The organism is Phytohabitans sp. LZ39 (genome assembly GCF_059359075.1).
This window is the reverse complement of sequence record NZ_JCADBM010000004.1, coordinates 502548-524302: the sequence shown is the minus strand read 5'-3', so window position 1 is coordinate 524302 and position 21755 is coordinate 502548. Positions and strand designations below refer to the sequence as shown.

At 73.1% G+C, this 21755-nt stretch carries 19 protein-coding genes; 5 read left to right on the top strand and 14 right to left on the bottom strand.

The window, feature by feature from the left end; translation table 11 throughout:
- Positions 1-200 precede the first annotated feature (200 nt).
- Both AC5L36_RS11435 and AC5L36_RS11430 read right to left on the bottom strand, forming a co-directional pair.
- Positions 201-971 carry a putative protein N(5)-glutamine methyltransferase gene (locus tag AC5L36_RS11435; protein ID WP_441214944.1) on the bottom strand — a complete coding sequence of 257 codons (771 nt, stop codon included), beginning with the start codon at positions 969-971 and terminating at the stop codon, positions 201-203.
- A gap of 61 nt (positions 972-1032) precedes the next feature.
- The gene (locus tag AC5L36_RS11430; RefSeq protein ID WP_441214943.1) at positions 1033-2217 is read right to left on the bottom strand and encodes a phosphotransferase; all 1185 of its coding nucleotides are present in this window, start codon (positions 2215-2217) and stop codon (positions 1033-1035) included.
- Between the two features lie 851 nt (positions 2218-3068).
- Between AC5L36_RS11430 and AC5L36_RS11425 the strand changes: the two genes are divergently transcribed.
- On the top strand, positions 3069-5471 hold the full coding sequence (locus AC5L36_RS11425; RefSeq protein WP_494907963.1) for a tetratricopeptide repeat protein: 2403 nt from the start codon (positions 3069-3071) through the stop codon (positions 5469-5471).
- 4 nt (positions 5472-5475) lie between these two features.
- Here the strand turns inward: AC5L36_RS11425 and AC5L36_RS11420 are convergent, their stop codons facing one another.
- Genes AC5L36_RS11420 through AC5L36_RS11410 form a run of 3 tightly spaced genes read right to left on the bottom strand, consistent with a single transcriptional unit; the run spans position 5476 to position 7658 of the window.
- The gene (locus tag AC5L36_RS11420) at positions 5476-6045 is read right to left on the bottom strand and encodes a sigma-70 family RNA polymerase sigma factor (RefSeq protein WP_441214941.1); all 570 of its coding nucleotides are present in this window, start codon (positions 6043-6045) and stop codon (positions 5476-5478) included.
- Positions 6046-6047: 2 nt separating this feature from the next.
- Positions 6048-6989, bottom strand: coding sequence for a zf-HC2 domain-containing protein (locus AC5L36_RS11415; RefSeq protein ID WP_441214960.1), 942 nt, complete (start codon positions 6987-6989; stop codon positions 6048-6050).
- A 30-nt stretch (positions 6990-7019) separates the two neighbouring features.
- The gene (locus AC5L36_RS11410; protein ID WP_441214940.1) at positions 7020-7658 is read right to left on the bottom strand and encodes a GvpL/GvpF family gas vesicle protein; all 639 of its coding nucleotides are present in this window, start codon (positions 7656-7658) and stop codon (positions 7020-7022) included.
- Positions 7659-7753: 95 nt separating this feature from the next.
- Between AC5L36_RS11410 and AC5L36_RS11405 the strand changes: the two genes are divergently transcribed.
- Genes AC5L36_RS11405 through AC5L36_RS11395 form a run of 3 tightly spaced genes read left to right on the top strand, consistent with a single transcriptional unit; the run spans position 7754 to position 8971 of the window.
- Complete coding sequence (locus AC5L36_RS11405; RefSeq protein ID WP_441214939.1) at positions 7754-8083, top strand: ArsR/SmtB family transcription factor; 330 nt, start codon at positions 7754-7756, stop codon at positions 8081-8083.
- Complete coding sequence (locus tag AC5L36_RS11400) at positions 8080-8580, top strand: SRPBCC family protein (protein WP_441214938.1); 501 nt, start codon at positions 8080-8082, stop codon at positions 8578-8580. The genes AC5L36_RS11405 and AC5L36_RS11400 overlap by 4 nt, the downstream gene beginning before the upstream one ends.
- Positions 8564-8971, top strand: coding sequence for a VOC family protein (locus tag AC5L36_RS11395; protein WP_441214937.1), 408 nt, complete (start codon positions 8564-8566; stop codon positions 8969-8971). The genes AC5L36_RS11400 and AC5L36_RS11395 overlap by 17 nt, the downstream gene beginning before the upstream one ends.
- Positions 8972-9192: 221 nt before the next feature.
- Here the strand turns inward: AC5L36_RS11395 and AC5L36_RS11390 are convergent, their stop codons facing one another.
- The 7 genes from AC5L36_RS11390 to AC5L36_RS11360 form a co-directional block, all read right to left on the bottom strand.
- Positions 9193-11190, bottom strand: a complete 1998-nt coding sequence (locus AC5L36_RS11390; RefSeq protein WP_441214936.1) for an alpha/beta fold hydrolase — start codon at positions 11188-11190, stop codon at positions 9193-9195.
- A gap of 631 nt (positions 11191-11821) precedes the next feature.
- Positions 11822-12721 (bottom strand): carbohydrate ABC transporter permease, encoded by a 900-nt coding sequence (locus tag AC5L36_RS11385; RefSeq protein ID WP_441214935.1) that lies wholly within the window; start codon positions 12719-12721, stop codon positions 11822-11824.
- 1 nt (position 12722) lies between these two features.
- Entirely contained in the window at positions 12723-13649 is a 927-nt protein-coding gene (locus AC5L36_RS11380; RefSeq protein ID WP_441214934.1) for a carbohydrate ABC transporter permease, read from the bottom strand.
- Positions 13646-14974, bottom strand: a complete 1329-nt coding sequence (locus AC5L36_RS11375) for an extracellular solute-binding protein (RefSeq protein ID WP_441214933.1) — start codon at positions 14972-14974, stop codon at positions 13646-13648. The genes AC5L36_RS11380 and AC5L36_RS11375 overlap by 4 nt, the downstream gene beginning before the upstream one ends.
- Positions 14975-15172: 198 nt before the next feature.
- Complete coding sequence (locus tag AC5L36_RS11370) at positions 15173-15976, bottom strand: siderophore-interacting protein (protein WP_441214932.1); 804 nt, start codon at positions 15974-15976, stop codon at positions 15173-15175.
- A gap of 9 nt (positions 15977-15985) precedes the next feature.
- A complete protein-coding gene (locus AC5L36_RS11365; protein ID WP_441214931.1) occupies positions 15986-16873 on the bottom strand; it encodes an LLM class flavin-dependent oxidoreductase in 888 nt (295 codons plus the stop codon).
- A complete protein-coding gene (locus AC5L36_RS11360) occupies positions 16870-19137 on the bottom strand; it encodes an LLM class flavin-dependent oxidoreductase (RefSeq protein ID WP_441214930.1) in 2268 nt (755 codons plus the stop codon). The genes AC5L36_RS11365 and AC5L36_RS11360 overlap by 4 nt, the downstream gene beginning before the upstream one ends.
- Before the next feature lie 97 nt (positions 19138-19234).
- On the opposite strand from AC5L36_RS11360, the gene AC5L36_RS11355 reads away from it, so the two are divergent.
- Positions 19235-19753, top strand: a complete 519-nt coding sequence (locus AC5L36_RS11355; protein WP_441214929.1) for a MarR family winged helix-turn-helix transcriptional regulator — start codon at positions 19235-19237, stop codon at positions 19751-19753.
- Here AC5L36_RS11355 and AC5L36_RS11350 read toward each other — a convergent pair.
- Positions 19718-20329, bottom strand: coding sequence for a cellulose binding domain-containing protein (locus AC5L36_RS11350; RefSeq protein WP_441214928.1), 612 nt, complete (start codon positions 20327-20329; stop codon positions 19718-19720). The genes AC5L36_RS11355 and AC5L36_RS11350 overlap by 36 nt on opposite strands.
- A 54-nt stretch (positions 20330-20383) precedes the next feature.
- Positions 20384-21727, bottom strand: coding sequence for an FAD-binding oxidoreductase (locus AC5L36_RS11345; RefSeq protein ID WP_441214927.1), 1344 nt, complete (start codon positions 21725-21727; stop codon positions 20384-20386).
- Between the last annotated feature and the right edge of the window lie 28 nt (positions 21728-21755).

Here is a 21755-nt window from a genome sequence, read left to right as displayed (position 1 = left end):
GTACATCGCCCGCGAGCTCTACCAAATCATCACAACAAACGACCCTGACCCCGCCGCTTGACAACCATAGGAGCATCGTCGCGGTAGCTCGAGGCTGCTTTTTGGATCGAGCTTTCGAGACCGCGGCGACCTCGACTCCGAAAGGTCTCCAGAACGCGAAGCTGCGCCGCGGACGCCGTCGTGGTGGTTACTCGTAGCGATCAGGCGCTGTTGCGGCCGACGACCGCGGTGGCGTCCAGGTCCTCGTCCGTCACCACGCGGGGGGTGAGCCCGGCCGCCGCGAAGGCATCCGCCGCCGGGCCCGACTGGCGGAGGCTGGTCTCGATCAGCAGGTGGCCACCGACCGCCAGCCATCCCGGCGCGGCCGCGGCCACCCGGCGGAGGATCGCCAGGCCGTCCGCGCCGCCGTCCAGCGCGACCCTCGGCTCGTGGTCGCGGGCCTCGGGCGGCATCAGCGGGAGCTCGGCGGTGGGCACGTAGGGGACGTTCGCGACCAGCACGTCGACCCGCCCGCGCAGCTCGGCGGGGAGCGGCGCGTCAAGGTCGCCCTGGTAGACCCGCCCGCCCACGGCCGACAGGTTGCGGCGCGCGCACCGTACCGCGGCGGGATCGACGTCCGTCGCGACGAGGGTGACCGGCCGGACGGCCGCGGCCACCGCGGCGGCCACGGCGCCCGAGCCGCAGCACAGGTCGACGACGGTGGGTGGCGACGGCCGGCCGGCCAGCAGCGTCACCGCCTCGCGGACCAGCAGCTCGGTGCGGCGGCGGGGTACGAAGACGCCCGGGTCGACCGCGATCCGCAGCCCGCGGAACTCGGCCCACCCCAGCAGGTGCTCCAGCGGCTCGCCGGCCACCCGCCGCTCGACCAGCGCGGCTAGGGCGGTGGGCGTGTCGGCGGCGCCGGCGAGCAGGCGCGCCTCGTCTTCGGCGAACACGCATCCGGCCGCGCGCAACCGCGCCACGATCGACACGCGACAAGATGCTACGCGGGCCCGCCCGGCCGCCCCACCGCGTTTCCGGCCACCGGCGGCGTCACCGCCGCGCTGCCGTCACGGCCTCCAGGAGGCGCTCCAGGGTGGAGCGGGTGGCCAGGTGGGTGAGCACGTGACCCACGCTCCGGTCGGCGTAGCGACGGTCGTCACCGGCCGGCAGCTCCAGCGCCGTGCCGACCTGGCCGGCGACGTAGTTGGCCAGGCTGGTGATCGTCCCGCGGAAGCTCGACAGGTCGAGCGCGGGCACGCCGCCGGCACGAGCCCGGTAACCGTCGACGAGCGCGCGGGCGCCGGCCGCGTTCACCCCGCCGCCGGGCTCGACCGCCCAGTCGAAGAGGGCGTTGGCGAGCTCCCAGGCCGGCGGCTGCCCGCCGGCGTGCTCCCAGCCGACGACCACGAGGCGGCCGTCGCCGGCGCGGCGGGCGTTGGCCGGGCCGAGCGAGTTGTGGCACAGCACCGGCGCCTCGGCCGGCGGGGCAGTGGCGTCGCGGAGCGCCTCGAGGTCGGTGAGGACCGGTGCGGCCGTGGCCATCGCGGGCGCCCAGCCGGCACCGGCCGCCGCCGCCCGCGCGGCCCACTCGGCCCAGCTCACGCCGGAGAAGCGCTGGACGTGCCACGGGCTGATCCGGTCGACCGGCAGGGCCAGCCCGTGCACGGTGGCGAGCACCTCGCCGACCGCGCGCGTGACGTGGGCACCGGCGGGCGCGGCGAGCGGCGGGCCGGAACGCACCGACGCGTACACCCGCCACGCGTGCCCGGCGACCGACTCGACGATCGCGCCGGCGCGGCTGCGTACCGGCCGGGGGAGCAGTACCCCGGCGGCGGCCGCGGCCTCCTGTAGCGCCGTGTCGGTCTCGGCGTCGACGATCGGCCACCAGGTGTCGAGCCCGCGCAGGGCCCAGCGGCCGCGGTCGGTCTCCAGCGTCCAGCGGCGGCCCATGTCGTCGGGACGGGCGACCGGGCGCATCGGGCCGGTGACCTCACCCAGGTCGTAGCACTCGGCGATCGCGCGGGCCACCGCCGGGTCCGCGTCGGCCGCCTGGCCGCGCACCCGCTCGACCTCGGCCTTGAGGTCGGTCCACGTGCGGAAGCCGTACTGCGAAGCGAGCGACGCCTGCGCGGCGGCCAGCGTGGCGGCGGGGTCGCTGTCGCGCAGGCCGGCGAGGAGGTCTTTGGCCTGCTGGCGCAGGTGGTCGAGATTGGGGTTGTCGGGCAGCGTCTTCACGGAAAAGCACCTCGCTCCTGGGCCCGGACTCGCACGGGCGGCTCAGAGCATCGGCGTCCGTAAGGCGGCATCCGAAGCGCGGGGGTGGCTTCAAGCCTTCCGGCGAGTCGCGGCGCGATCCCCAGCGCGCTGACCCCGAGACTAGCCGCAACCGGCGGTGGGCTGTCAACCCGGCGCCCGGCGCGGCGGCCCGATTATTTCCAGCAGATTACATATCTTTGATCAGATTCATTTTCCATTTCCGGGTACCACGGGAATTGTGATCTAGTTCTATTCTCGACCCGTGCGCAGGTTGGCGGGGAGGCGATAGTGGATCTCGTGATGGCGGGCTTGACGGGCGCGTCCACAGCGGGTGGCACGGCTTTGGTGGCGATACTTTTAGAGGATCTTTATCGGAGGTTGAGCCGCCGCCGGCGGCGGATCAGATCTCGCCACGCGGCGATCGGAGCTCCGAAAGGAGGGCCGCCTATAGCGGCCATCCACGTGGGTCAGGTGCGGGCACTCCAGGTGGGCAATGGCAACACCCAGCACAACATCCTGCACTGAGCCGTCAGCGACACCCGTTTCCGGAGGTCAGAGCGATGGGTGAGGTCGCGGTGCGGCACGGCGACGCACCTCCGCCGGGGCCGTACGCGGTGGCTGTCGGCGCCGCCGGAGCCGCGCAGGTCGGCCACGGCAATGTCCAGCACAACTACATTCAGGGGCGGCGCCCGGTCGCCTGGCCACATCGAGTCGGTGCGGTGCCGCTTCTCGCCGATTGTTATCAGGCGCGCTCCGTTTCATCCCTTCTCACCGCCGCATTCCCGAGCCCGCATTCGACCCCGCGCCAGGTGTTATGCGGTCTGGGCGGAGTGGGAAAGACGCAACTCGCCGCCGCCTTCGCCGAGCAGATGTGGGCCGCCGGGCGGGTCGATCTGCTTTTGTGGATCACGGCGGTCGACCGCGAGGCCGTCGAGGCGGCATACGCGCAAGCCGCCGCCGATCTCACCGGGATCGAAGACGCGCGGGTCGACCGGGCGGTGGCACGGTTTCTCGCCTGGCTGTCCACGAGCGGCCGGCCCTGGCTTGTCGTGCTCGACGACGTGACGTCTCCCGGGCATCTGGCCGACCTGTGGCCGCCGTCGGTGCCGGGCGGCGTCACGGTCGTGACCACCCGCCGGCGCGACGCGGCCCTCGCCGGCCACGGGCGGCTGGTCGACGTCGACGTGTTCAGCCACGACGAGGCACACACCTACCTGATGTCGAAGCTCGGCGACCGGCGCCACCTCGCCGACGACGTGGCGGGCCTCGCCGCCGACCTCGGGCACCTGCCCCTTGCCCTGGCGCAGGCGGCGGCCTACCTCGCCGACCGCGACCTGCCCGCGAGCGGCTACCGGCGGCGGCTCGCCGACGCGCGCCAGCGGCTCAGCGACCTGCTGCCCGAGCCCGACGCGCTCCCCGACGCCCACCGTGCCACGCTGGCCAGCACCTGGCGGCTCTCGATCGGCCTCGCCGACCAGCTGACGCCGCGCGGCCTGGCGTGGCCGTTGCTGGTGCTCGCCTCGATGCTGGATCCCAACGGCATCCCGGAGGCGGTGTTCACCACCGCGGCGGCGCGGCGATACCTGGCGAGGGCCCGCCAAGAGGGCGCCGGCCCCGGTGAGACGGTCTCGGCCGACGAGGCGCGCGAGGGGCTGCGCTGCCTCCACCGCCTCAGCCTCGTCACGATCAACCCGGGGAGTGCCAGCCGTAGCGTGCGGATCCACGCCCTGGTCCAGCGCGCCACCCGCGACCAGCTGGCCGGCCGTGACATCCGCGTGGCCGGCCGGGCCGCCGCGGACGCGCTCCTTGAGGCATGGCCTCCGGTCGACCACGACCGCGGCCTCGGCCAGTCCCTGCGGGCCAACACCGCGATCCTCGCCGCGGAGCGTCCCGACCTCGTCTGGTCCCCGGCCTGCCACCCGGTGCTGCTGCGCGCCGGCCGGAGTCTCGGCGACGCGGGGCAGCTGCCGGCCGCCGTCGCGTACTGGCGGCGGATGGACACCGAGGTGCGCGCCCGGCTGGGCGCCGACCACGCCGACGCGCTGGCGATCCGCCACGACCTCGCGCGGTGGCAGGGCGAGGCCGGCGCGGCGCCCACCGCCGTCCAGGCCCTCGAGCGGCTGCTGGTAGATGTCCGCCGGGTCCGCGGCCCCGACCATCCGGACGCCCTGGCCACCCGTGGCACGCTCGCGTACTGGCGGGGCAAGTCCGGAGACGTGGCCGGCGCGGCGGCGGAGCTGGCGGATCTCGTGGCCGACCGGCGGCGGCTGCTCGGCGCCGACCACCAGCACACGCTCGCCACCCGCTGCTTCCTCGCGTACTGGCGGGGCCGCGCCGGCGAGGCCCCCGCCGCCGTGGCAGACCTGGAGGAGCTGCTCGCCGACCGGCTGCGGGTGTTCGGCCCCGATCACCCCGACGTGCTGTCGACCCGCCACAACCTCGCCTACTGGCGGGGCCAGGCCGGTGACGCCGCCGGTGCGGTGGCCGCGCTGGAAGAGGTGCGTAGCGACGTGGTGCGGGTGCTCGGCCACGACCATCCCGACGCGCTCGCGGCCCGGCACAACCTCGCCCACTGGCGCGGCGGTGCGGGTGACGCCGGCGGTGCGGTGGCCGCGCTCGAGGAGCTGGTCGCCGACCGCCTGCGCGTGGTGGGCGCCGATCATCCGGACGTCCTCGCCGCCCGGCACAATCTGGCCTACTGGCGGGGCCGCGCCGGCGACCCCGCCGCGGCGGCCGCGGCGCTAGAAGCGCTGTGCGGCCATGTCGCGCGGGTTCTCGGCGCCGATCATCCGGACTCCCTCGCGACCCGCCACGACCTCGCACACTGGCGCGGCCGCGCCGGTGACCCCGCCGGCGCCGCGGGTCTGCTGGCGGGGCTCGTCAGCGACCGCCGGCGGGTGCTGGGCCACGACCATCCGGACACCCTGGTGACCCGTCTGTCCCTCGCACACTGGCGCGGCGCGGCGGGCGATCCCGCGGCCGCCGTGCGGGCGCTGGAGGAGGCGCTGCCCGACGCCGCCCGGGTCTTCGGCGCCGACCACCGGCACACGCGGGCGGGCCGGCAGGCGCTCGGCTACTGGCGCGACGGGGTCGGCGACGCGGCGAAGGTCGTGGCCGCGCTCGACGAGCTGCTTTCGGACCGGCTACACGCGCTGGGCACCGACCACCCCGCCGACGGCCTCGCCAACCGGCACAACCTCGCCTACTGGCGGCAGACCTCGCCCGAGGTGTAGCCGGTCAGCGTTCGAGGATGCCCTCCGCGGCGAGGCGCTCGGCGATGTTGGCCAGCGCGAGCCGCAGCCGCGACTTGGCCGTGCCCTCCGGGATGTTGAGCGCGCGGGCGACCTGGCGGTAGGTGTGCCCCCGGTAGTAGGCCAGGTGCACCGCCTGCCGCTGGAGGTCGGGCAGCGCCTGCACGGCCTCACGCACCACCTTCGTCTCGGTGTGCCAGATGACCGCCTCGTCTATGTCCGCGAACGCCGGCGCGGCCGCCGCGGTCGCGCCGGCCACCGCGTGGTATCGCGCCCGCGCCTCCCGCCGCCGGGTCCAGTCGAGCGCGCGGCTGCGGGCGAGCATGCACAGCCAGGTGCGCAGCGCGCCGCGCTCCGGGTCGTACGCCTCCGGTCGTTGCCACAACCCGACGAACACGTCCTGCGTGATGTCTTCCGCCGACGCGGCGTCGTCGGTGATCCGCATCGCGAGCGTGTGGATCAGCCCGGACCACCTGTCGTACACCTCGGCGAGCGCATCGCCGTCACCGGCGACGAGCCGCTCCCGCAGCCGCGCGTCGCTCTCGTCCGGTGGCACGCTCAGTCACATCCCAGCGTCGCGGCGACGTGGAGCACGCGCGTCGACACCGCCGGGCTGCCGGTGGCGGAGTGGGTGAGCGAGTGCGCGCCGCGCCGGTTGGCGACGAGGCGGGTGAACTCGACCGCGTCCGCGTAGATGGTCGTATCGTCGCCCGGTCCACAGGGGAGTGTCCACTCACCACCGCCGGTGCCCTCGAGGACGAGCCGCACGGTGCCCACCTCGGCGCCGCTGAGCGCGCCGGGCAGGAGCGCGGCGGCCAGGTCGACGATGCGGCGCACCTGCTCCGGCGGTGGCGTGGTGGTGCCGCGGCCCACCACGGCGCCGATGTCGTCGAGGTGGGTCCACGTCTCGAAGGCCCGCTGCACCAACGCCTCGCGCAGCGGCCGCAGCGGCGGCGGGCCGGTGTGCGCGAGCCGCACCCGCTGCTCGAGGCCGTCGTCGCGGCGGGCCAGGCCCTCGACGATCACGCGGCTCTGCTCGCGCCAGGCGGCGTGCACCTCCTCGGCCGGCCCGTCGGGCAGCGGCACCACGGCGAGGCCGAGGTCGGCGGCGAGCATCGCGTCGTTGCCCGCCAGATGGGCCACGACCCCGCCGACGGTCTCGTGGCGCGGGTCGGGACGCGCCCAGTCGTCGGCCCGCACCGCGCCGAGCAGCCGGTCGAGAAGGTCGGCCTGCCCCGCGTACGCCCCCACGAGCGTGCGCATCAGCGCGGCCGGGCGGGCCGCCTGCGCGGTGGCCAGGACGCGGTGGCGCAGGGCGGGCGGCGCCGGCATCACCCGGTCGGCGGCCAGCCAGCCCGCGGCCGCGCGCAGCCGGCGAGCCTCCGCGGCACAGGTCGCGCACCCGCTCAGATGCGCGTCGACCCCGGCCGCCTCATCCGGGTCACAGGCGTCCAGAGCCCACGCACCGATCAGGTCGAGCACCTCGTCATGTACATCCATCGCGGTCACCGCCCTCGACGGTACCGCCCGTCAGCCGGACCGGTCGAGCAGTGGATCGCTCGCGCTGGCCAGACCCGCGAGTTCGCCGATCGGCTCGACGAACGCGTACGGCGGGACGGGGCCGGCGGCGCGGATGTGGCCGCGGCCCGCCTGCGCGCGGTCGAGCGTCGCCACCCGGAAGAGAAACGTGTCCACTGTGTCCTCTTCGACCAAGAAAGAACAGCGGCCATCCTCGACCCGGAACCGCCCGCCCAACGTGCGCACGGCGAGTGGCCGCAGCGCCTCGAACACGCCACCGGCCCCGGCCACCGGGTGGACCCCCACATCTATCTCCACCCGGCCGGCCACCTGGGCGAGTGCCTCCAAGTGGCGCAGGGCCAACCGCCGCAGTCCGGCGCGGAGCGTCTCCTCGTCCGGCGCGACGATCCCGTACCGTGCCGGCAGCACCGGCCCGCCCTGCCAGAGGCAGTCGAGCACGAGCTGGTGCGCGAGCAGGTCGCGCGGCCGGGCCCGGAGCCAGCCGGGCGCGGCGGCGACCACGCCGGACGTAGCTCCCGCGGGCACCCGCCACACGGCGGCGTCGGGCCCGCCAAGGCCGACCAGGTCGGCCGCGTGACCGGGGTGGTCTGCCGATACCACCCCGAAGACGTACACGGCTGCGCCGTTCACGCGATCAGTACGCGCGCCGGCGTACCCCGGATCACTTGACATCGCGACGAGGTGGCGGTAGAAAACCAGAAGGTTATGAAACCAAGAGGTTATCAATGGCGACTGATCTGCTGGACGCGACGTTCGCGGCCCTGGCCGACCCGACCCGGCGGGCGATCCTGACCCGGCTCGCGGCGGGCGAGGCGACGGTCACCGAGCTGGCCGCGCCGTTCCACATGAGCCAGCCGGCGATCTCCAAGCACCTCAAGGTGCTGGAGCGGGCCGGTCTTGTCTCCCGCGGGCGCGACGCGCAGCGCCGCCCGTGCCGGCTGGAGGCGCGCCCGCTCAAGGCGGCGGTCGACTGGCTGGAGGCCTACCGCGACTACTGGGAGGAGAGCTACCAGCGGCTCGACGCGCTGCTGGCCGAGCTGGGGGAGGACGGATGAGCGGGAGTCCGACCGTCGTCGTATCCACCCCGTCCGACCGGGCGATCGTGATGACCCGCTCGTTCGACGCGCCGCCGCGGCTCGTCTTCGCCGCGTTCACCCGGCCGGAGCTGCTCACCCGGTGGTACGGCGCGCGCGGCTGGCATCTCGTCTCCTGCGACGTCGACCTGCGCGTGGGCGGCGCCTACCGGTTCGTCTCGGCGGGGCCGGGCGGCGAGCGGATGGCGCAGGCCGGCGTCTACCGGGCGGTCGAGCCGCACGCCCGGCTGGTGCTCACCGAGATGTTCGACGACCAGTCGTATCCCGGCGAGACCGTGATAACCCACGAGTTCGCGGAGCGGTCCGGTCGCACCGAGCTGACCACCACCTTGCTGTACGCGACGGCGGAGGGGCGCGACCGCGTGCTCCGCTATCCCATGACCCGCGGCGTCGGAGAGAGCTTCGACCGCCTCGATGTGCTACTCACGGAGGAAATGAGCGATGAACTGGACTCTTGAGGTCGTCGTCGTGCCGGTGTCCGATGTGGACCGGTCGAAGGCGTTCTACGCCGACAAGCTCGGTTTCCACGTCGACCACGACACGGTCATCGGCGACGACGTACGCATCGTGCAGCTGACCCCGCCCGGCTCCGGCTGCTCGGTCGTCATCGGCAAGGGCGCGGTGCCCGACATGCCGCCCGGCTCGCTGAAGGGCCTCCAGCTCGTCGTCGCCGACCTGCACAAGGCCCGTGCCCAGCTCGTCGAGCGGGGTGTCGAGGTGAGCGAGATCCAGGTGGTGGGCGAAAACCCGCGGCCCCAACCCGATCCGCTCGACAACGTCGGCTTCGTCTTCTTCAGCGACCCGGACGGCAACGCCTGGGGAGTGCAGCAGATGTCCGTGCGGGCCTGACCCGGGTAAGCCCTCCTCAATACTCATTTACGAGTATTAGAGGAGGGCTTACGGCGTCCCTGAGTGTTTGCGGGTTATCTCAGGTTGACCCATATCTTACGCGTACATTCGCTTATTGTTTGCGACGCGGCCGCCGGTCGAAATTTGTTCTCGACATTATTGCGGGAATTTCTGCCGGTAAGGGTCCCTAACCATTTCCGTTGGTGGATCGCCCCGCCCGCTCACGCCCGTAGCGTCGCGGTCGGCGCGGCGCCGGGAAGCCGGTCCGGCACCCGGGCCGCCTTCGGGATGGCCAGCAGGAGCAGGGCGAGGTTGGCGACCGCGGCGGCCCCGGCGATCGTCGTCAGCAGCGCGAGCAGGTCGGCCGCCGCGGCGAACCCGAGCGCCGCGCCGAGCAGCGAGCCGGCGAGCGCCACCGCGAAGCCAAGCCGTCGCGGGCGGTCGCGGCGCACCCAGGCCAGGTAGGTGCCGACGCCGACGGCCAGGCCGACCGAGGGGATCGCCACAAGCGCGTCGCCGACGAACACGCGGGGCCACAGCGCCCAGATGCCGAGGACCGCCAGGCACCAGCCGCCGAAGCCGAGTGGCAGCGGGGTGAGGAACCGGAGCCAGACGCCGGCCCGGGGCCCGAAGCCGCCGCGGCCGCGTACCCGCAGCGCCATCCCGGCGAGCAGCAGCAGGGCGAGCAGCGCGCCGGCCAGGACGGCGCCGAGCAGGATCCGGGCGATCGCCGGCATCGTGACGGCACCCACCTCGAAGTCGACCGGCCGCCGCTGGAACAGGGAGTCGTCCACCTCGCCCCGGTCGAAGAACGCGGTCAGTAGCCGCTGGCTCGCCTCGGTCCGGGCCCAGACGTCGCCGGTGTGGCCGAGCTCGGCGAGCGTGACGTGGCGCCCGTTGGACAGCGACGGGAGCAGCTCGTCGGCCAGCTCCGCCGGCGTGGTGAAGTCGACCGTGCCGCTGACCAGGAGGGTCTCGACCGCCGAGGGCCGCACGGTCTGGTACTCGCCGGTGTCCGGCGCCGCGGGCCACACGGTGTGGAAGCCGTCCGGTCCGCCCCACAGCAGGTCGGCGGCGGTGTTGCGCAGGATCGAGCCGTGGTCGCCGCCGGCGGCGTAGTAGCGCCGGGCGGCATCGGCGTCGATCATGCCGAACGAGGCGAACTCGCCCCATACGAACGAACCCGGTATGACGAGATCGGCCAATGTGGACATCGCCCACAGGCCGGCGGCGTCACCGCCGTCGGCGGCGAGGAACGCGTCCACGATGGCCGGTCCGTAGAGCGGCGCGGAGGCGCCGGTGCTGTGGAACATGCCGTACATCCCGGCGATCCGGACGTTGCCCTCCTTGACCACCAGCGGACCCCACCGGCCGGGCACGCCGTCGGCGGTCTTCCGGATCGTGGCGGCCAGGTCGCCGGTCCGGGCCGCGCACCCGGCGTCCTGCCGGCACAGCTCGGTGTACCGGCCGAACTGCCGATCGGTGATCTCCGGATCCCAGAGGAAGTGGCCCGGCGGGTTCACCCCGATCATCGCCGAGCGGTGCAGCGACGCGGGATGCCGCCAGGAGTAGATCATCGCGGTGCGGGTGCCGGCGCTCGTGCTGAGCAGGTTGATCCTCCGGTAGCCGAGCGCGACGCGGGCCGCCTCCAGGTCGTCGACCCGCTGCGGGATCGAGTAGCCGGTCACGTCGATCCCGTCGCCGGTCAACCGCGTGGCGCACGCGGCGAACGCGTCGACACCCGCCCGCCGCGCGCCCGTACCGCCCAGGTCGGCCGTGCGGCGCAACGCCGAGGCCACCTCCGGGCAGTCCAGCCGCCGCGACCCGTCGACGCCCCGGTAGCCGACCAGTACCACGTCGTGGCCCGCGGTCAGCCGGCTCGCCTGCGGAAACTCCAGGTTGGTCGCGCCCGGCCCGCCGTTGAGCCGGAAGATCGGCTCGCCCGCGGCACCGCCGCCGGTGGCCCGGATCCGCACCACCGGCAGCGCGATCAGGTCCGAAGCCGGGTCGCGCCGGTTTTCCAGCACCACGAGCGTGCCGCAGTCGGCGGCGAGCCCACCGGCCTCGGTGTCGTACGTGCACGGCTCCGCCGTCCACCCGCCGGCCCGCGCCCCGGCCGGCACCTCGAATGTCCCCTCAGGACGGACGGCCAGAAACCCGAGCGCGAGCGCCAGCCCGCCAGCGATCACGAACCCGACGACGCGATAGACGGTGGTCATGACGCGAAGGCTAGGAACCGCGCCGCCCCGGCACGTCGCTCCCACGGGGTCAGCCCCCGTACCCCCGCGGGGGTACCGCTGTTCTCGGGCGGCCGAGGTCGAGTCGGGGTTTCCTCGGACCGGGTCTCCCGGACTCGCGTCAGCGGCGGACCGTCGCTCCCGCCGGAGACCGCTGCGGCCGGCGGCTCGCAGCGCTCGCCGAGATCCCCGGCCTCCGCTGCCAGGTCCGCGCCACAAGCCCCGAGGGGTCTTCGCGAGCAGGCACAACCCCCACCTCCGCCACCCTGACGCAGCGTAACCAGCCCCGGGGGTCAGGACTTGAGATCTAGGAGTCTCTCGATCGGGTGAACGCCTTTGTCGGGGACGGCGCCGCGGCGATTGCCTTGATCGGCGGGAGATCGGTCGCCGCGCGAACGGATCGTGGTACTTTCCTGCCGCTGGAGGGGCTGTTCGATACCACGATCTGTTAACGGGCGGGCGAGTCGGATATCGATCAAGGGATGCCACGATCTTTTCGGGCGCAGTACCGGGGTGAGCGCCACCAACGGCGGACGGGTGCGGCCGCGGGAGCGACGGTCTGGACCACGGCGGACGCCGCGGTAGCTCAAATCTCTATCTGGAATCCGGGTCGTCAGCGGCCGAAGCCGACCGTCAGTCCACTGAGGAGTTGGCGGCGGCCCAGGGCGTAGAGGACGACGATCGGGAGGGTGGCCAGGACCACGGAGGCGAGGACGGCGGGGACGTTCACGCCGTACTCGCCCTGGAAGGTCCAGAGGGCCAGCGGCAGCGTGCGCTGGTCCGGGCTCTGGGTGAGGATCAGCGGCAGCAGGAAGCCGTTCCAGATGGACAGTCCGTTGTAGATGGAGACGGTGACCAGCGCGGGCCTGGTCAGCGGGAAGGCGAGCGACCACAGCGTGCGCCACTCGGTGGCGCCGTCCATGCGCATCGACTCGAAGAGCTCCTTGGGTACGTCGCGGATGAAGTTGGCCAGGACCAGCACCGACAAGGGCACGGCGAACGCGATGGACGGCAGGATGATGGCGAGCAGGCTGTCGTACATGTGCAGCCGGATGATGATGAGGTAGACCGGGATGATGGTGGCTTGCAGCGGGATGGCCAGCCCCATCAGGAAGAGCACGTTGACCGAGCGGAGAAAGCGGTTGGCGGCGGAGCCGCGGACGATGGCGTACGCGGCCATGAACGAGACGAGCACGGCGGGCACCACCGAGCCGAGCGTGACCACGACGCTGTTGAAGAAGTAGCGGGCGAAGTCCGACTCGATGACCGAGCGGTAGTTTTCCAGCGTGGGGTCGGTCGGTGGGGCCAGCGGGTTCTGGGCGTAGTAGGTGGTGCGCGACTTGAGGCTGGTGATGACGATCCAGTAGATCGGCACCACCACGACGACGAGCCAGAACCAGCCGGCGGCACCGCCCAGCCAGTTGCGGCGCCAGGCGCCGCCGGCGCGGGTCGGTGGCTGCTCGGGCGGCGCGTCGACGCCCGCGCCGCGCTCGGTCGACAGTGTCGTCGACATGTCACATACCTTCCATCTGGCTGGTGCTGGCGTCGCGGCCGCCGAGCCGGCGCAGCAGCAGCGCCAGCGCGAGGCCGACGAGCACGAGGATCACCGCGATCGCGCTGGCCGGGCCCATGAGGTTGGCCTGGAAACCCCGTTTGTACATGTCGAGGGCGAGCACGCGGGTGGCGTCGCCGGGGCCGCCCTCGGTGAGCACGAAGATGAGGTCGAAGAAGGTCAGCGACCCGACGACCATCAGCGTCGACGAGGTGATGATCGTGTACTTGAGCTGGGGGAGTGTGATGCTGAAGAACTGCCGCAGGCGGCCGGCCCCGTCGATCTGCGCCGCCTCGTAGAGGGTGACCGGGATCTGCCGCACGCCGCCCTGGTAGATCAGCGCGTGAAACGGGATGAACTGCCACGACACCACGAACACCACGACGCCGAGCGCGAGGTTGCCGCGGCCCAGCCAGTCTTGCGCGAGGAGCGGGACGCCGAGCCCGGCGCCGAGGCCGAAGTTGGGGTCGAGCAGCGCCTTGTATGTGATGGCGAGCGCCGCCGAGCTGAGCAGCAGCGGGATGAAGTAGAGCACGGCGAGGAGCTCGCGGTAGCGCTGGCGACCGGCGAGGAACACGCCGATCAGCAGGCTCGCCGGCGTCTGGAACGCCCAGGAGAGCGCCATCACCAGGAACGTCACCCAGAGCGCGTGCGGCAGCCCCGGATCGGTGAGCACCGCGCGCCAGCTGTCGAAGCCGGCGGGGTGGATCGCGCCGATGCCGTCCCACTCGGTGAAGCTGAGCACCAGCACGCCGACCAGCGGGACGATGCCGAACGCGACGAAGATGGCCAGCGCCGGCAGCGCCATCCACCAGAGTGACCCGCCACGCCCGCCGGCCGGGCTTGGTGCCGCCCGCACCCGGACGGCAGGCGGAGCGAGTCCGGTCATTTGCCGATGGCCTGGTTCATGTTGTCGACGTACTGCTGCGGGGAGATCGACAGCTGGAAGAGCTTGGCGATGTTGTCGAGCAGCGTCTCCGCGGCGGTCGGGCTCAGCGCCTGGTCCCAGGACTGCCCGAAGACCTTCGCGTTGCTCGCCGTGTCGTAGATGAACTTGAGGAACTCGGGGTCCTTCGCACCGGACATCTTGGTTTCTGCGCCCTTGACGATCGGCACGCCACCGGTGTCGAGCCACTCGGTCTGCTCCTCGTCGGAGAGCACCGCCGTGGAGAAGAACTTCTTGGCGGTCTCCTTCTGCTCGGCCGTGGCCTTCGAGGAGATCGACAGGTACTGCGCGGGGTTGCCGACCGTGTTGCTCGGGTCGCCCTTGCCGCCCTCGACCGGCGGGAAGTTCATGTACCCGAGGTTGCCGCCGGAGACGAAGTCGCCACCCTCCTCGGCCATCGAGCCGTACGTCCAGGTGCCGTGCACCATCATCGCGGCCTTGCCGGTGGTGAGCAGCGCCTGGTCGGCGTTGGCGTCGGCGACGACGGAGGAGAAGCCCTTGATGAACCCGTTGGCCTTGACCAGCTCCTGCACCTTCGTGAGCGCGTCCAGGGCGGCCGGGTGGGACCAGGCGTCCTTCTGGCCGTCGAAGACCGCCTGGAACACCTCGGGGCCGCCGATGCGGTCGAAGAGGAACTCCAGCCACATCATGTTGGTCCACCGGGACTGCCCGGCGAGCGAGAACGGCGCGATCCCCGCGGCGTTGAACTTGGGCACGAGGGCCATGATGTCGCCCCACGACTGCGGCGGCTCGGCTTTGATCTTGTCGAACGCCCGCTTGTCGTAGAACAGCACGATCGGCTCGACCGTCTCGCACGGCATGGCGTAGATCTTGCCGTTGACCGTCGCGGCGCCGAAAGAGGAGGGGAACAGCCGGTCCTTCACCGCCGCGTTCTGGCCGAACCAGTCGGTCAGGTCGTCGACCGCGCCGGCCTCCACCCAGCTCTTCAGGCCGCCGCCGCCCCAGCCCCAGATGATGGTCGGCGCCTGGCCGGCGCCGATCGCGGTGCGGATCTTCGTCTTGTACGCGTCGTTTTCGAACGCGTTGTGCTTGATCTGGGAGTCGGGGTTCGCCTTGTTGAAGCGCTCGACGGCGCGGGTGCGGATCTGCTCGCCGGGCGCGGCCGTGAGGAACCAGTAGCTGGCCTCGCCGCCGCCACTCCCGCTCGTACCCGGTCCCGAGCTGCCGCACGCGGCTAGCGCCATCCCCGCGCCGGCGCCCGCCGCCAGGTTGAGGAAGTGCCGCCGGGACATCGAACTGTTTGCCACGCTTACCTCCGTGGTCGTCGCGCGGATGCCCGCGGGAAATCGATACCTCTGAGGTGTGCGGACCGGCGCGCGACGAATGCACGAGCGGTCGGCCGCACGTCTTCCGGAGCGGCTATCGGAAACTTTGCGTTAAATATCTAGGTCAACGTATGTACCCGAAGAGGGCATGTCAACCACCGGTACGGCAACGGATGCGCGTCAGTCTATGCGCCCGATCGGCTCGCGCTTCTCCGCCTGGAAGACGTCTTCGGTGCGGCCCCGGGCCCAGTAGCCGGAGATCGAGATCGATTCGCGCGGTACGTCCCGGTCGCGCAGCACGGCGCGCATGGCCTTGACGCTCTCGCGCTCGCCGTGGACGAAGACCTGCGCCCCGCCGGCCCAGTCGGCGCCGTCGAGCGCGCGGGCCAGGAAGGCGACGTCGCCCTCGTCGGTGTTGACGAGCCAGTGGACCGCGACCTGGTCGGGGTGCTTCAGCTCCAGGGCGTCGCCCGGGTCGGCGACCTCGAGGTACGCCACGCCGCGGGCGTCCGCCGGCAGCGCCTCCAGGGCCGCCGCGATGGCCGGCACCGCGGACAGGTCGCCGGCAAACAGGTGCCAGGCGGCGGCCGGGTCGGGCGCGTACCCGCCGCCGGGGCCGGACAGCACGAGGCGGTCGCCGGGCCCGGCCTGGGCGGCCCAGACCGCCGCCACGCCGGTGTCGCCGTGCGTCACGAAGTCGATCGCGAGCCGGCGGGCGGCCCGGTCGACCCAGCGCACGGTGTAGGTGCGCACGACCGGCGCGTGCCCGGCGGCCCGGAGCGCGGCCACGTCGTAGGGCGGCTCGACGCCGAGCGCGGGGTCGACGAAGAGCAGCTTCACGTACGCGTCGGTGTGCCCGTTGTCGGTGAACCCGGCGAGCGACTCACCCCCGGCGACCACCCGGACCAGGTGGGGTGTCAGCCACTCGGTGCGCTCCACCGTGAGCACGTGCTGGGCCGGTGGCTGCCGCCGGGGTGTCGTCATGCGCCCAATCTATCCGCGCTCGGCCGCGACCAACTCGCGCGTTGCTGGTGCGACCTCCGCGGCGAAGGTCTCGATCGTGTACGCGTCGTCGCTCGCCACGACGAAGCCGGTGACGCCGTACTCCAGGGTGAGCCCGGCCAGGTCTTCGGCCCACTGCTCGGCGGGGCCGTTGAGGAAGCTTTTGCCGGTCGGCGCGAACTGGCCGCCGACGTTCACCAGCCGCCGGATCAGTGCCGGGTCGCGGCCGGCGGCGACCGCGGCGCCGTCGATGTGCTTGTTCATCTCGGCGAGGTCGGCCGGCCCGCCGGACAGGTAGCCGAGCGAGGGCAGCCACCCGTCCGCCGAGCGGCCGATCAGCCGCAGCATCCGCGGCTTGTACGCGCCGACCCAGATCCCGATGTCGTGCGCCGGCTTGGGGCCGCGCTTGGCGCCGTGAACCCGGTAGTACTCGCCGTCGACCTTCACCGGGCCGGGCCGGTCGGGGTCCCAGATCTCGCGGATGATCGCGATCGCCTCGCCGAGAGCGTCCACCGCCTGGCCGGGGGTCAGCCGGCGGCCGCCCATCGCCTCGATCGCGTCCCAGAAGCCGCCCGCGCCGATGCCGAGCTCCACCCGCCCGCCGCTGAGCAGGTCGAGGCTGGCGGCGCTGCGCGCGAGCACGGCCGGCTGCCGCAGCGGCAGGTTGAGGACGTTGCCGGTGATCCGGATCCGGCTGGTGCGGGAGGCCACATAGGACATCAGCGTCCACGTGTCGTGGAAGCGCGGCTGGTACGGGTGGTCCTGGAACGTCACGAGGTCGAGGCCGGCCCGGTCGCTGACGACCGCCAGGTCGACGGCCCGCGTCGGCGGCTGGTTGGTCGGCGTGACGAACGTGCCGAAGAGCAGGTCCTGGCTCATGATGCCTCCCCGTCCCGGAGCGGGCGGATGTTGAAGTTGTCGCGGAAGACGTTGTCGGGGTCGTAGCGCCCCTTCAGCTCCCGGAGGCGGCGCAGCGTCCGGGGCGGGAACGCGTCGGCGAGGCGCTCCGGCCGGGGGTCGGTCTCGAAGCTCAGGTAGAGGCCGTCGAAGTGCTCGCCTAGCCCGTCCCACAGCTTGTCGAGGCGCTGCCGGTCGACGCCCATCGCGATCACCGAGAAGCCGGCGTCGCGGTGCGCGTACGCGGTCGCCTCCGGGTCGACGTCGGCGACCGCGCCGCCGACGGTGCGCAGCTGGAAGAAGTACACGACGCCGCTCCGCAGCAGCCGCTCCGCCGCCGCGGCGAACGCCGGCGTCACCTCGCGGATGAACGCGGACCGGGAGACCGGCTCACCCTGCCCGTGGTGCTCGGCGTCGGGGGCCATGCCCATCACCGCGGCGTAGGGCGCGATCACCACCTGCTGCTGGAACATGGGAGCCATCCGCGCGAACGGCTGGAGCTGGTCGAGCACGGTGTCGGGATCGGCGGAGTCGACCACACCGTACAGCTGGCCGGTGGCCGGCTGGCCGCGCCGCGGCGGGCCCACCACCAGGAACGCGGTCGTGTCGCGCGGTGCGGTGGAGGCCGCCTCGCCGAAGCTGCGCAGGAAGCCCGCGATGTCGGCGGCGACGAAGCCGAGCTGGGCGAAGCCGACGTCGCCTACCTCGTCGACCTCGAACTCGAACGCGGTGACGATGCCGAAGTTGGCGCCGGCGCCACGGACGGCCCAGAACAGGTCGGGGTTTTCCGGGTCGCTGGCCCGGACGACCGAGCCGTCGGCGAGCACCATCTCGACCGCGCGCAGATGGTCGATGGTCAGGCCGTGCTTGCGGCCGAGGAAGCCGATGCCGCCGGCCGTGGCGAGGCCGCCCACGCCGACGCCGCCGTAGTCGCCGGAGCTGAGCGCCCACCCGTACGGCTCCAGGGCGGCGGCCACCCGCTTCCACCGCGCGCCCGGCCCGACCCGCACCCGCCGGGTGGCCTCGTCGAGCACCTCGATCGCGTCGAGGGCGCCGAGGTCGACGACGATGCCGCCGTCGTTGGTGGAGCGGCCGCTGATGCCGTGACCGCCGCTGCGTACGCCCATCGGCAGGTCGGGGTGGCGCCGGGCGTACGCGAGCGCGTCGGCGACCTCGGCGGTGCTCCGCGGGCGCAGCACGATGCCGGGGGCGCCGCCGCGCATGTAGTTGGACCGCACCCGGCCGTAGTCGATGTCGCCCGGCTCGACGGCCGTCTCGGCCAGCGACCGTGGCACGCCGTCGTAGTCGATGCCGGCACGCCGCTTGGCGCGCACCGCGCCGCTCCGGGCCGCGCCGGTGGGAAGGGGCGCCGGCAGCTCCCGGTCGACCGCCTCGCGCAGCGCCGGCGCGACCTCGCGCGCGAAGCGCTCCATGGTGCCGGCGTCGTCGGACATGAGGATGAACGTGCCGACGCCGTCTTCGACCGCGAGCGGGAGCAGGTCGTCGACCCAGGCGTGCGGCGGCCCCTGGAGGAAGGACTCGCGCCGGTCGGTGAACCGGCCGGCGATGTTGACCAGGCGGCGGATCTCCGCCGGGTCGCGGCCCGCCTCGGCCGCCGCCTCGTCGATGATCTTGTTACCGGCGCGGAACTCGCCGGGCTTCAGGTAGCCGAGCGAGGGCAGCCAGCCGTCCGCCTTGCGGCCGATCAGCCGCAGCATCCGCCGCCGGCGGGCGCCCAGCCAGATCGGGATGTGGTGGCGGGGCAGCGGCCCGCGCTCGGCACCGAGGAGGCGGTAGTGCGCGCCGGCGTAGCGCAGCGGGCCGGGCTCGCCGGCGTCGAGGATGCCGCGGACGACGTCGATCGCCTCTTCGAGCGCCTCGACCGCCGCGCCGGGCGCGAGCCGCCGGCCGCCCATCGCCTCGATCGCGTCCCAGAACGCTCCCGCGCCGAGCGCGAGGTCGAGCCGGCCGCCGGAGAGCAGGTCGAGGCTGGCGGCGGCGCGCGCGAGCACGGCCGGCTGCCGCAGCGGCACGTTGAGGACGTTGGCCGCGATGTGGATCCGCTCGGTGCGGCCGGCGACCCACGACATCAGCGTCCAGGTGTCGAGGAAGGCCGGCTGGTAGGGGTGGTCCTGGAACGTCACGAGGTCGTAGCCGAGAGCCTCGCCGCGCTGGGCGAGCGCCACCGCGCCCGCGCCGGTGGGGGTGACGAAGGTGCCGAACTCGAGCGGATGTCCGTAGTTCATCGGTAGGGGCTCCCGCTAGGGCAAATGAGTGGTGACGCAGATCGTATTCGTAACAGATGATAGTGGCAACCGCGTGTTGGCCGGTATGATTCCCGTCATGACGAGCGCGCGACCGGCCTACCACGGCGACTTCGGGTGGCACCTGGGAGTGCTGCTCAGCGCCTACCAGAGCTCGGTCGTCACGGTGCTCGGCGAGGTTCCGCACGGTCCGCGCGGCTACCAGACGCTCGCCGCCGTGGTGCACGGAGACCAGCCGAGCCAGCTCGCGCTCGCCACCCATCTGGGCATCGACCGCACCGTGATGACCTACCTGATCGACGACCTCGTCGCGGCCGGCCTCGTCGAGCGGCGGCTCAACCCCGCCGACCGCCGCCAGCGCAAGATCGTCGCGACCGACGCGGGTGTCGGCCTGTACACCGATCTGGAGCGGCGGGTCCGCGCGGCGGAGGACACCCTGCTGGCCGGGCTGGAGCCGACCGAGCGGCAGGCGCTCCGCCACCTGCTGCGGCGGGTGGCGTGCGACCTTCGCGACATCGAGCCCAGGCCGGACCCGTGCGACGCGGTGGACACGTTGCCGCGGTCAGAGGCAGGGGCTGCCGTTCACCGAGCAGGCTGACGGTTTGACGCCGGAGCCGTCGCGGTCGAGCTGAAACCGCAGTTGGGCCGCCTTGCCGGCGGCGATCGGCGCCCCGCTGGTGAAGGTGAGCAGGTCGCCGGAGCGCTCGAGCGTGGGCCGTGGCGCCCGCTCGACCCAGAACGTGCGCAGGCCACCGACGCTCGACCCGAAGCGCAGCCGGACGGTCCAGCCGCGCGCGGTCTTCGAGGTGTTGGTCACCCGCACCTCACCGATGAACGAGTCCTTGAACGTGTCGACGACCACGAACCGCCCGACCAGCGGCGGTGGCGGCGGCGCCTGGGTGGTCGTCGGCGGCGAGGGTGACGGCGACGGCCGTGGCGTCTGGGCGGTCGCCGCCCCGCCGTTGGGGGGCGGCTCCGGCTCGGCCGGACCGGCGAGGAACGGCGGTGTGGAGGACGGCGGCGGAGCCGCGGGCGTGGCGGCCAGGTCGCCGCCGGACGGGCGGAGGTTGACCACGGCGAAGCCGAGCAGCCCGAGCATGACGAGCACACCGAGCACCGACGGCACCCACGGCAGCAGTTCGAACGCCCCGGGCCGCCCGCGTTCCTCGCTCATCCACATCCCCGCCCCTGTTCCTGACGGTGGGTACGCGGAGAAGCGGCGAAAAGATCAACCGGGCGGGATGTTGTGGTTGATCCGGAACACGTTGTCCGGGTCGTAGACGGCCTTGGCCTTCGCGAGGCGCGTGTAGTCGGCGGGCGTGAAGGCCCGCCTGACCCGCTCCGGGGCGGCGTCGTGGACGCCGGCGAAGTTGAACGTCGAGCCGCCGGTGGCCCACGGGCTCAGCGCCTCGTGCAGCGCGTCGTGCGCGCCGCGTACCGCGTCCTCCTGCCCGGGCCGCAGCAGCGCCGCGGCGAAGAGCGCGTACGCGGCGTCGCGGCCGCCCACCGCGCTCGGGATCGCCGGCGCGCGGGTGTACGCGCCGCCGAGCTGGCGCAGCTCCATGACCAGCGGGGAGCCGGCCTCCGGGCCCACCTGGGACAGGATCGCGTCGACGGCGGCCTCGTCGAGGGTGTGCAGGGAGCTGTTCGAGTCGTACGCCGGCGCCGGCTCGGTGGGGTCGTTGTAGATCGTCCCGACCTGGGCGTAGGGCAGCTCGCCCAGCGTGTCCAGGATCGGCCGCCCGGCGTCGCGCAGGGGCCGCACCAGGCGTTCGCCCTCCTCGGCGGTGCCGGTGTGGGCGAACCGCACGCAGGCGATGTACCGGCCGCGGATCGGCTCGGGGATCTGGGGGAGCGGCGGGAACTGGAGCATCAGCACCGAGGAGGACATCTCCTCCGGCACGGTCGGCGCCCACCGGGCCCAGGCGTGCAGCACGTCCGCCGCCGCCTCGGCCGGGAAGAAGAGGGCGCCGCCGTACAGCCGGGCGACGGGCACCAGCTCGAACTCCAGGCCGACGACCACGCCGAAGTTGCCCTTGCCGCCGCGTACCGCCCAGAACAGCTCCGGCTCGCTGTCGGCCGTGACCTGGCGCAGCCGGCCGTCGGCGGTGACCATGTCGACCCGCCGCACCCGGTCGGCGGCGTAGCCGTACGACCGGCCGAGCGGTCCGACGCCGCCGCCGAGGGTGTAGCCGACCACGCCGACGTTCGGGCTGGAGCCGTTGAGCGGGGCCAGGCCGTGCGGTGCCGTGCGCGGTAGGACCTGCTGCCAGCGCACCCCGCCGCCAACGTGGGCCGTGCGGGCCGCCGGGTCGACGCGGACCTCGTCCATGCGGCGGGTGTTGACCAGCACCTGGCCGTCGGCGGGCAGCGCGGGCCCGTGCCCGGTCGTCAGCACGGCCACCGCCAGGCCGCGCGTCGTGGCGTAGTCGACCGCGGCGATCACGTCGTCCGGGCCGGTCGCGCCCACGACAAGCTCCGGATGGTGGTCGACGGTCAGGTTGAAACCCGCCCGCTCGTCGTCGTATCCGTCGTCTCCCGGCCTGAAGACCGGCCCCGTGAAAGCTGTCACGCCGGCCAGCCTAGGCGGCGCCGGCTTC

What these genes read in the sequence shown, in the direction of transcription:
- AC5L36_RS11415 (WP_441214960.1), bottom strand. Translation starts at nt 6,989, where the DNA reads ATGGATGTACATGACGAGGTGCTCGACCTGATCGGTGCGTGGGCTCTG.
- AC5L36_RS11395 (WP_441214937.1), top strand. Translation starts at nt 8,564, where the DNA reads ATGAACTGGACTCTTGAGGTCGTCGTCGTGCCGGTGTCCGATGTGGAC.
- AC5L36_RS11370 (WP_441214932.1), bottom strand. Translation starts at nt 15,976, where the DNA reads ATGACGACACCCCGGCGGCAGCCACCGGCCCAGCACGTGCTCACGGTG.
- AC5L36_RS11365 (WP_441214931.1), bottom strand. Translation starts at nt 16,873, where the DNA reads ATGAGCCAGGACCTGCTCTTCGGCACGTTCGTCACGCCGACCAACCAG.
- AC5L36_RS11390 (WP_441214936.1), bottom strand. Translation starts at nt 11,190, where the DNA reads ATGACCACCGTCTATCGCGTCGTCGGGTTCGTGATCGCTGGCGGGCTG.
- AC5L36_RS11380 (WP_441214934.1), bottom strand. Translation starts at nt 13,649, where the DNA reads ATGACCGGACTCGCTCCGCCTGCCGTCCGGGTGCGGGCGGCACCAAGC.
- AC5L36_RS11385 (WP_441214935.1), bottom strand. Translation starts at nt 12,721, where the DNA reads ATGTCGACGACACTGTCGACCGAGCGCGGCGCGGGCGTCGACGCGCCG.
- AC5L36_RS11360 (WP_441214930.1), bottom strand. Translation starts at nt 19,137, where the DNA reads ATGAACTACGGACATCCGCTCGAGTTCGGCACCTTCGTCACCCCCACC.
- AC5L36_RS11355 (WP_441214929.1), top strand. Translation starts at nt 19,235, where the DNA reads ATGACGAGCGCGCGACCGGCCTACCACGGCGACTTCGGGTGGCACCTG.
- AC5L36_RS11350 (WP_441214928.1), bottom strand. Translation starts at nt 20,329, where the DNA reads ATGAGCGAGGAACGCGGGCGGCCCGGGGCGTTCGAACTGCTGCCGTGG.
- AC5L36_RS11400 (WP_441214938.1), top strand. Translation starts at nt 8,080, where the DNA reads ATGAGCGGGAGTCCGACCGTCGTCGTATCCACCCCGTCCGACCGGGCG.
- AC5L36_RS11405 (WP_441214939.1), top strand. Translation starts at nt 7,754, where the DNA reads ATGGCGACTGATCTGCTGGACGCGACGTTCGCGGCCCTGGCCGACCCG.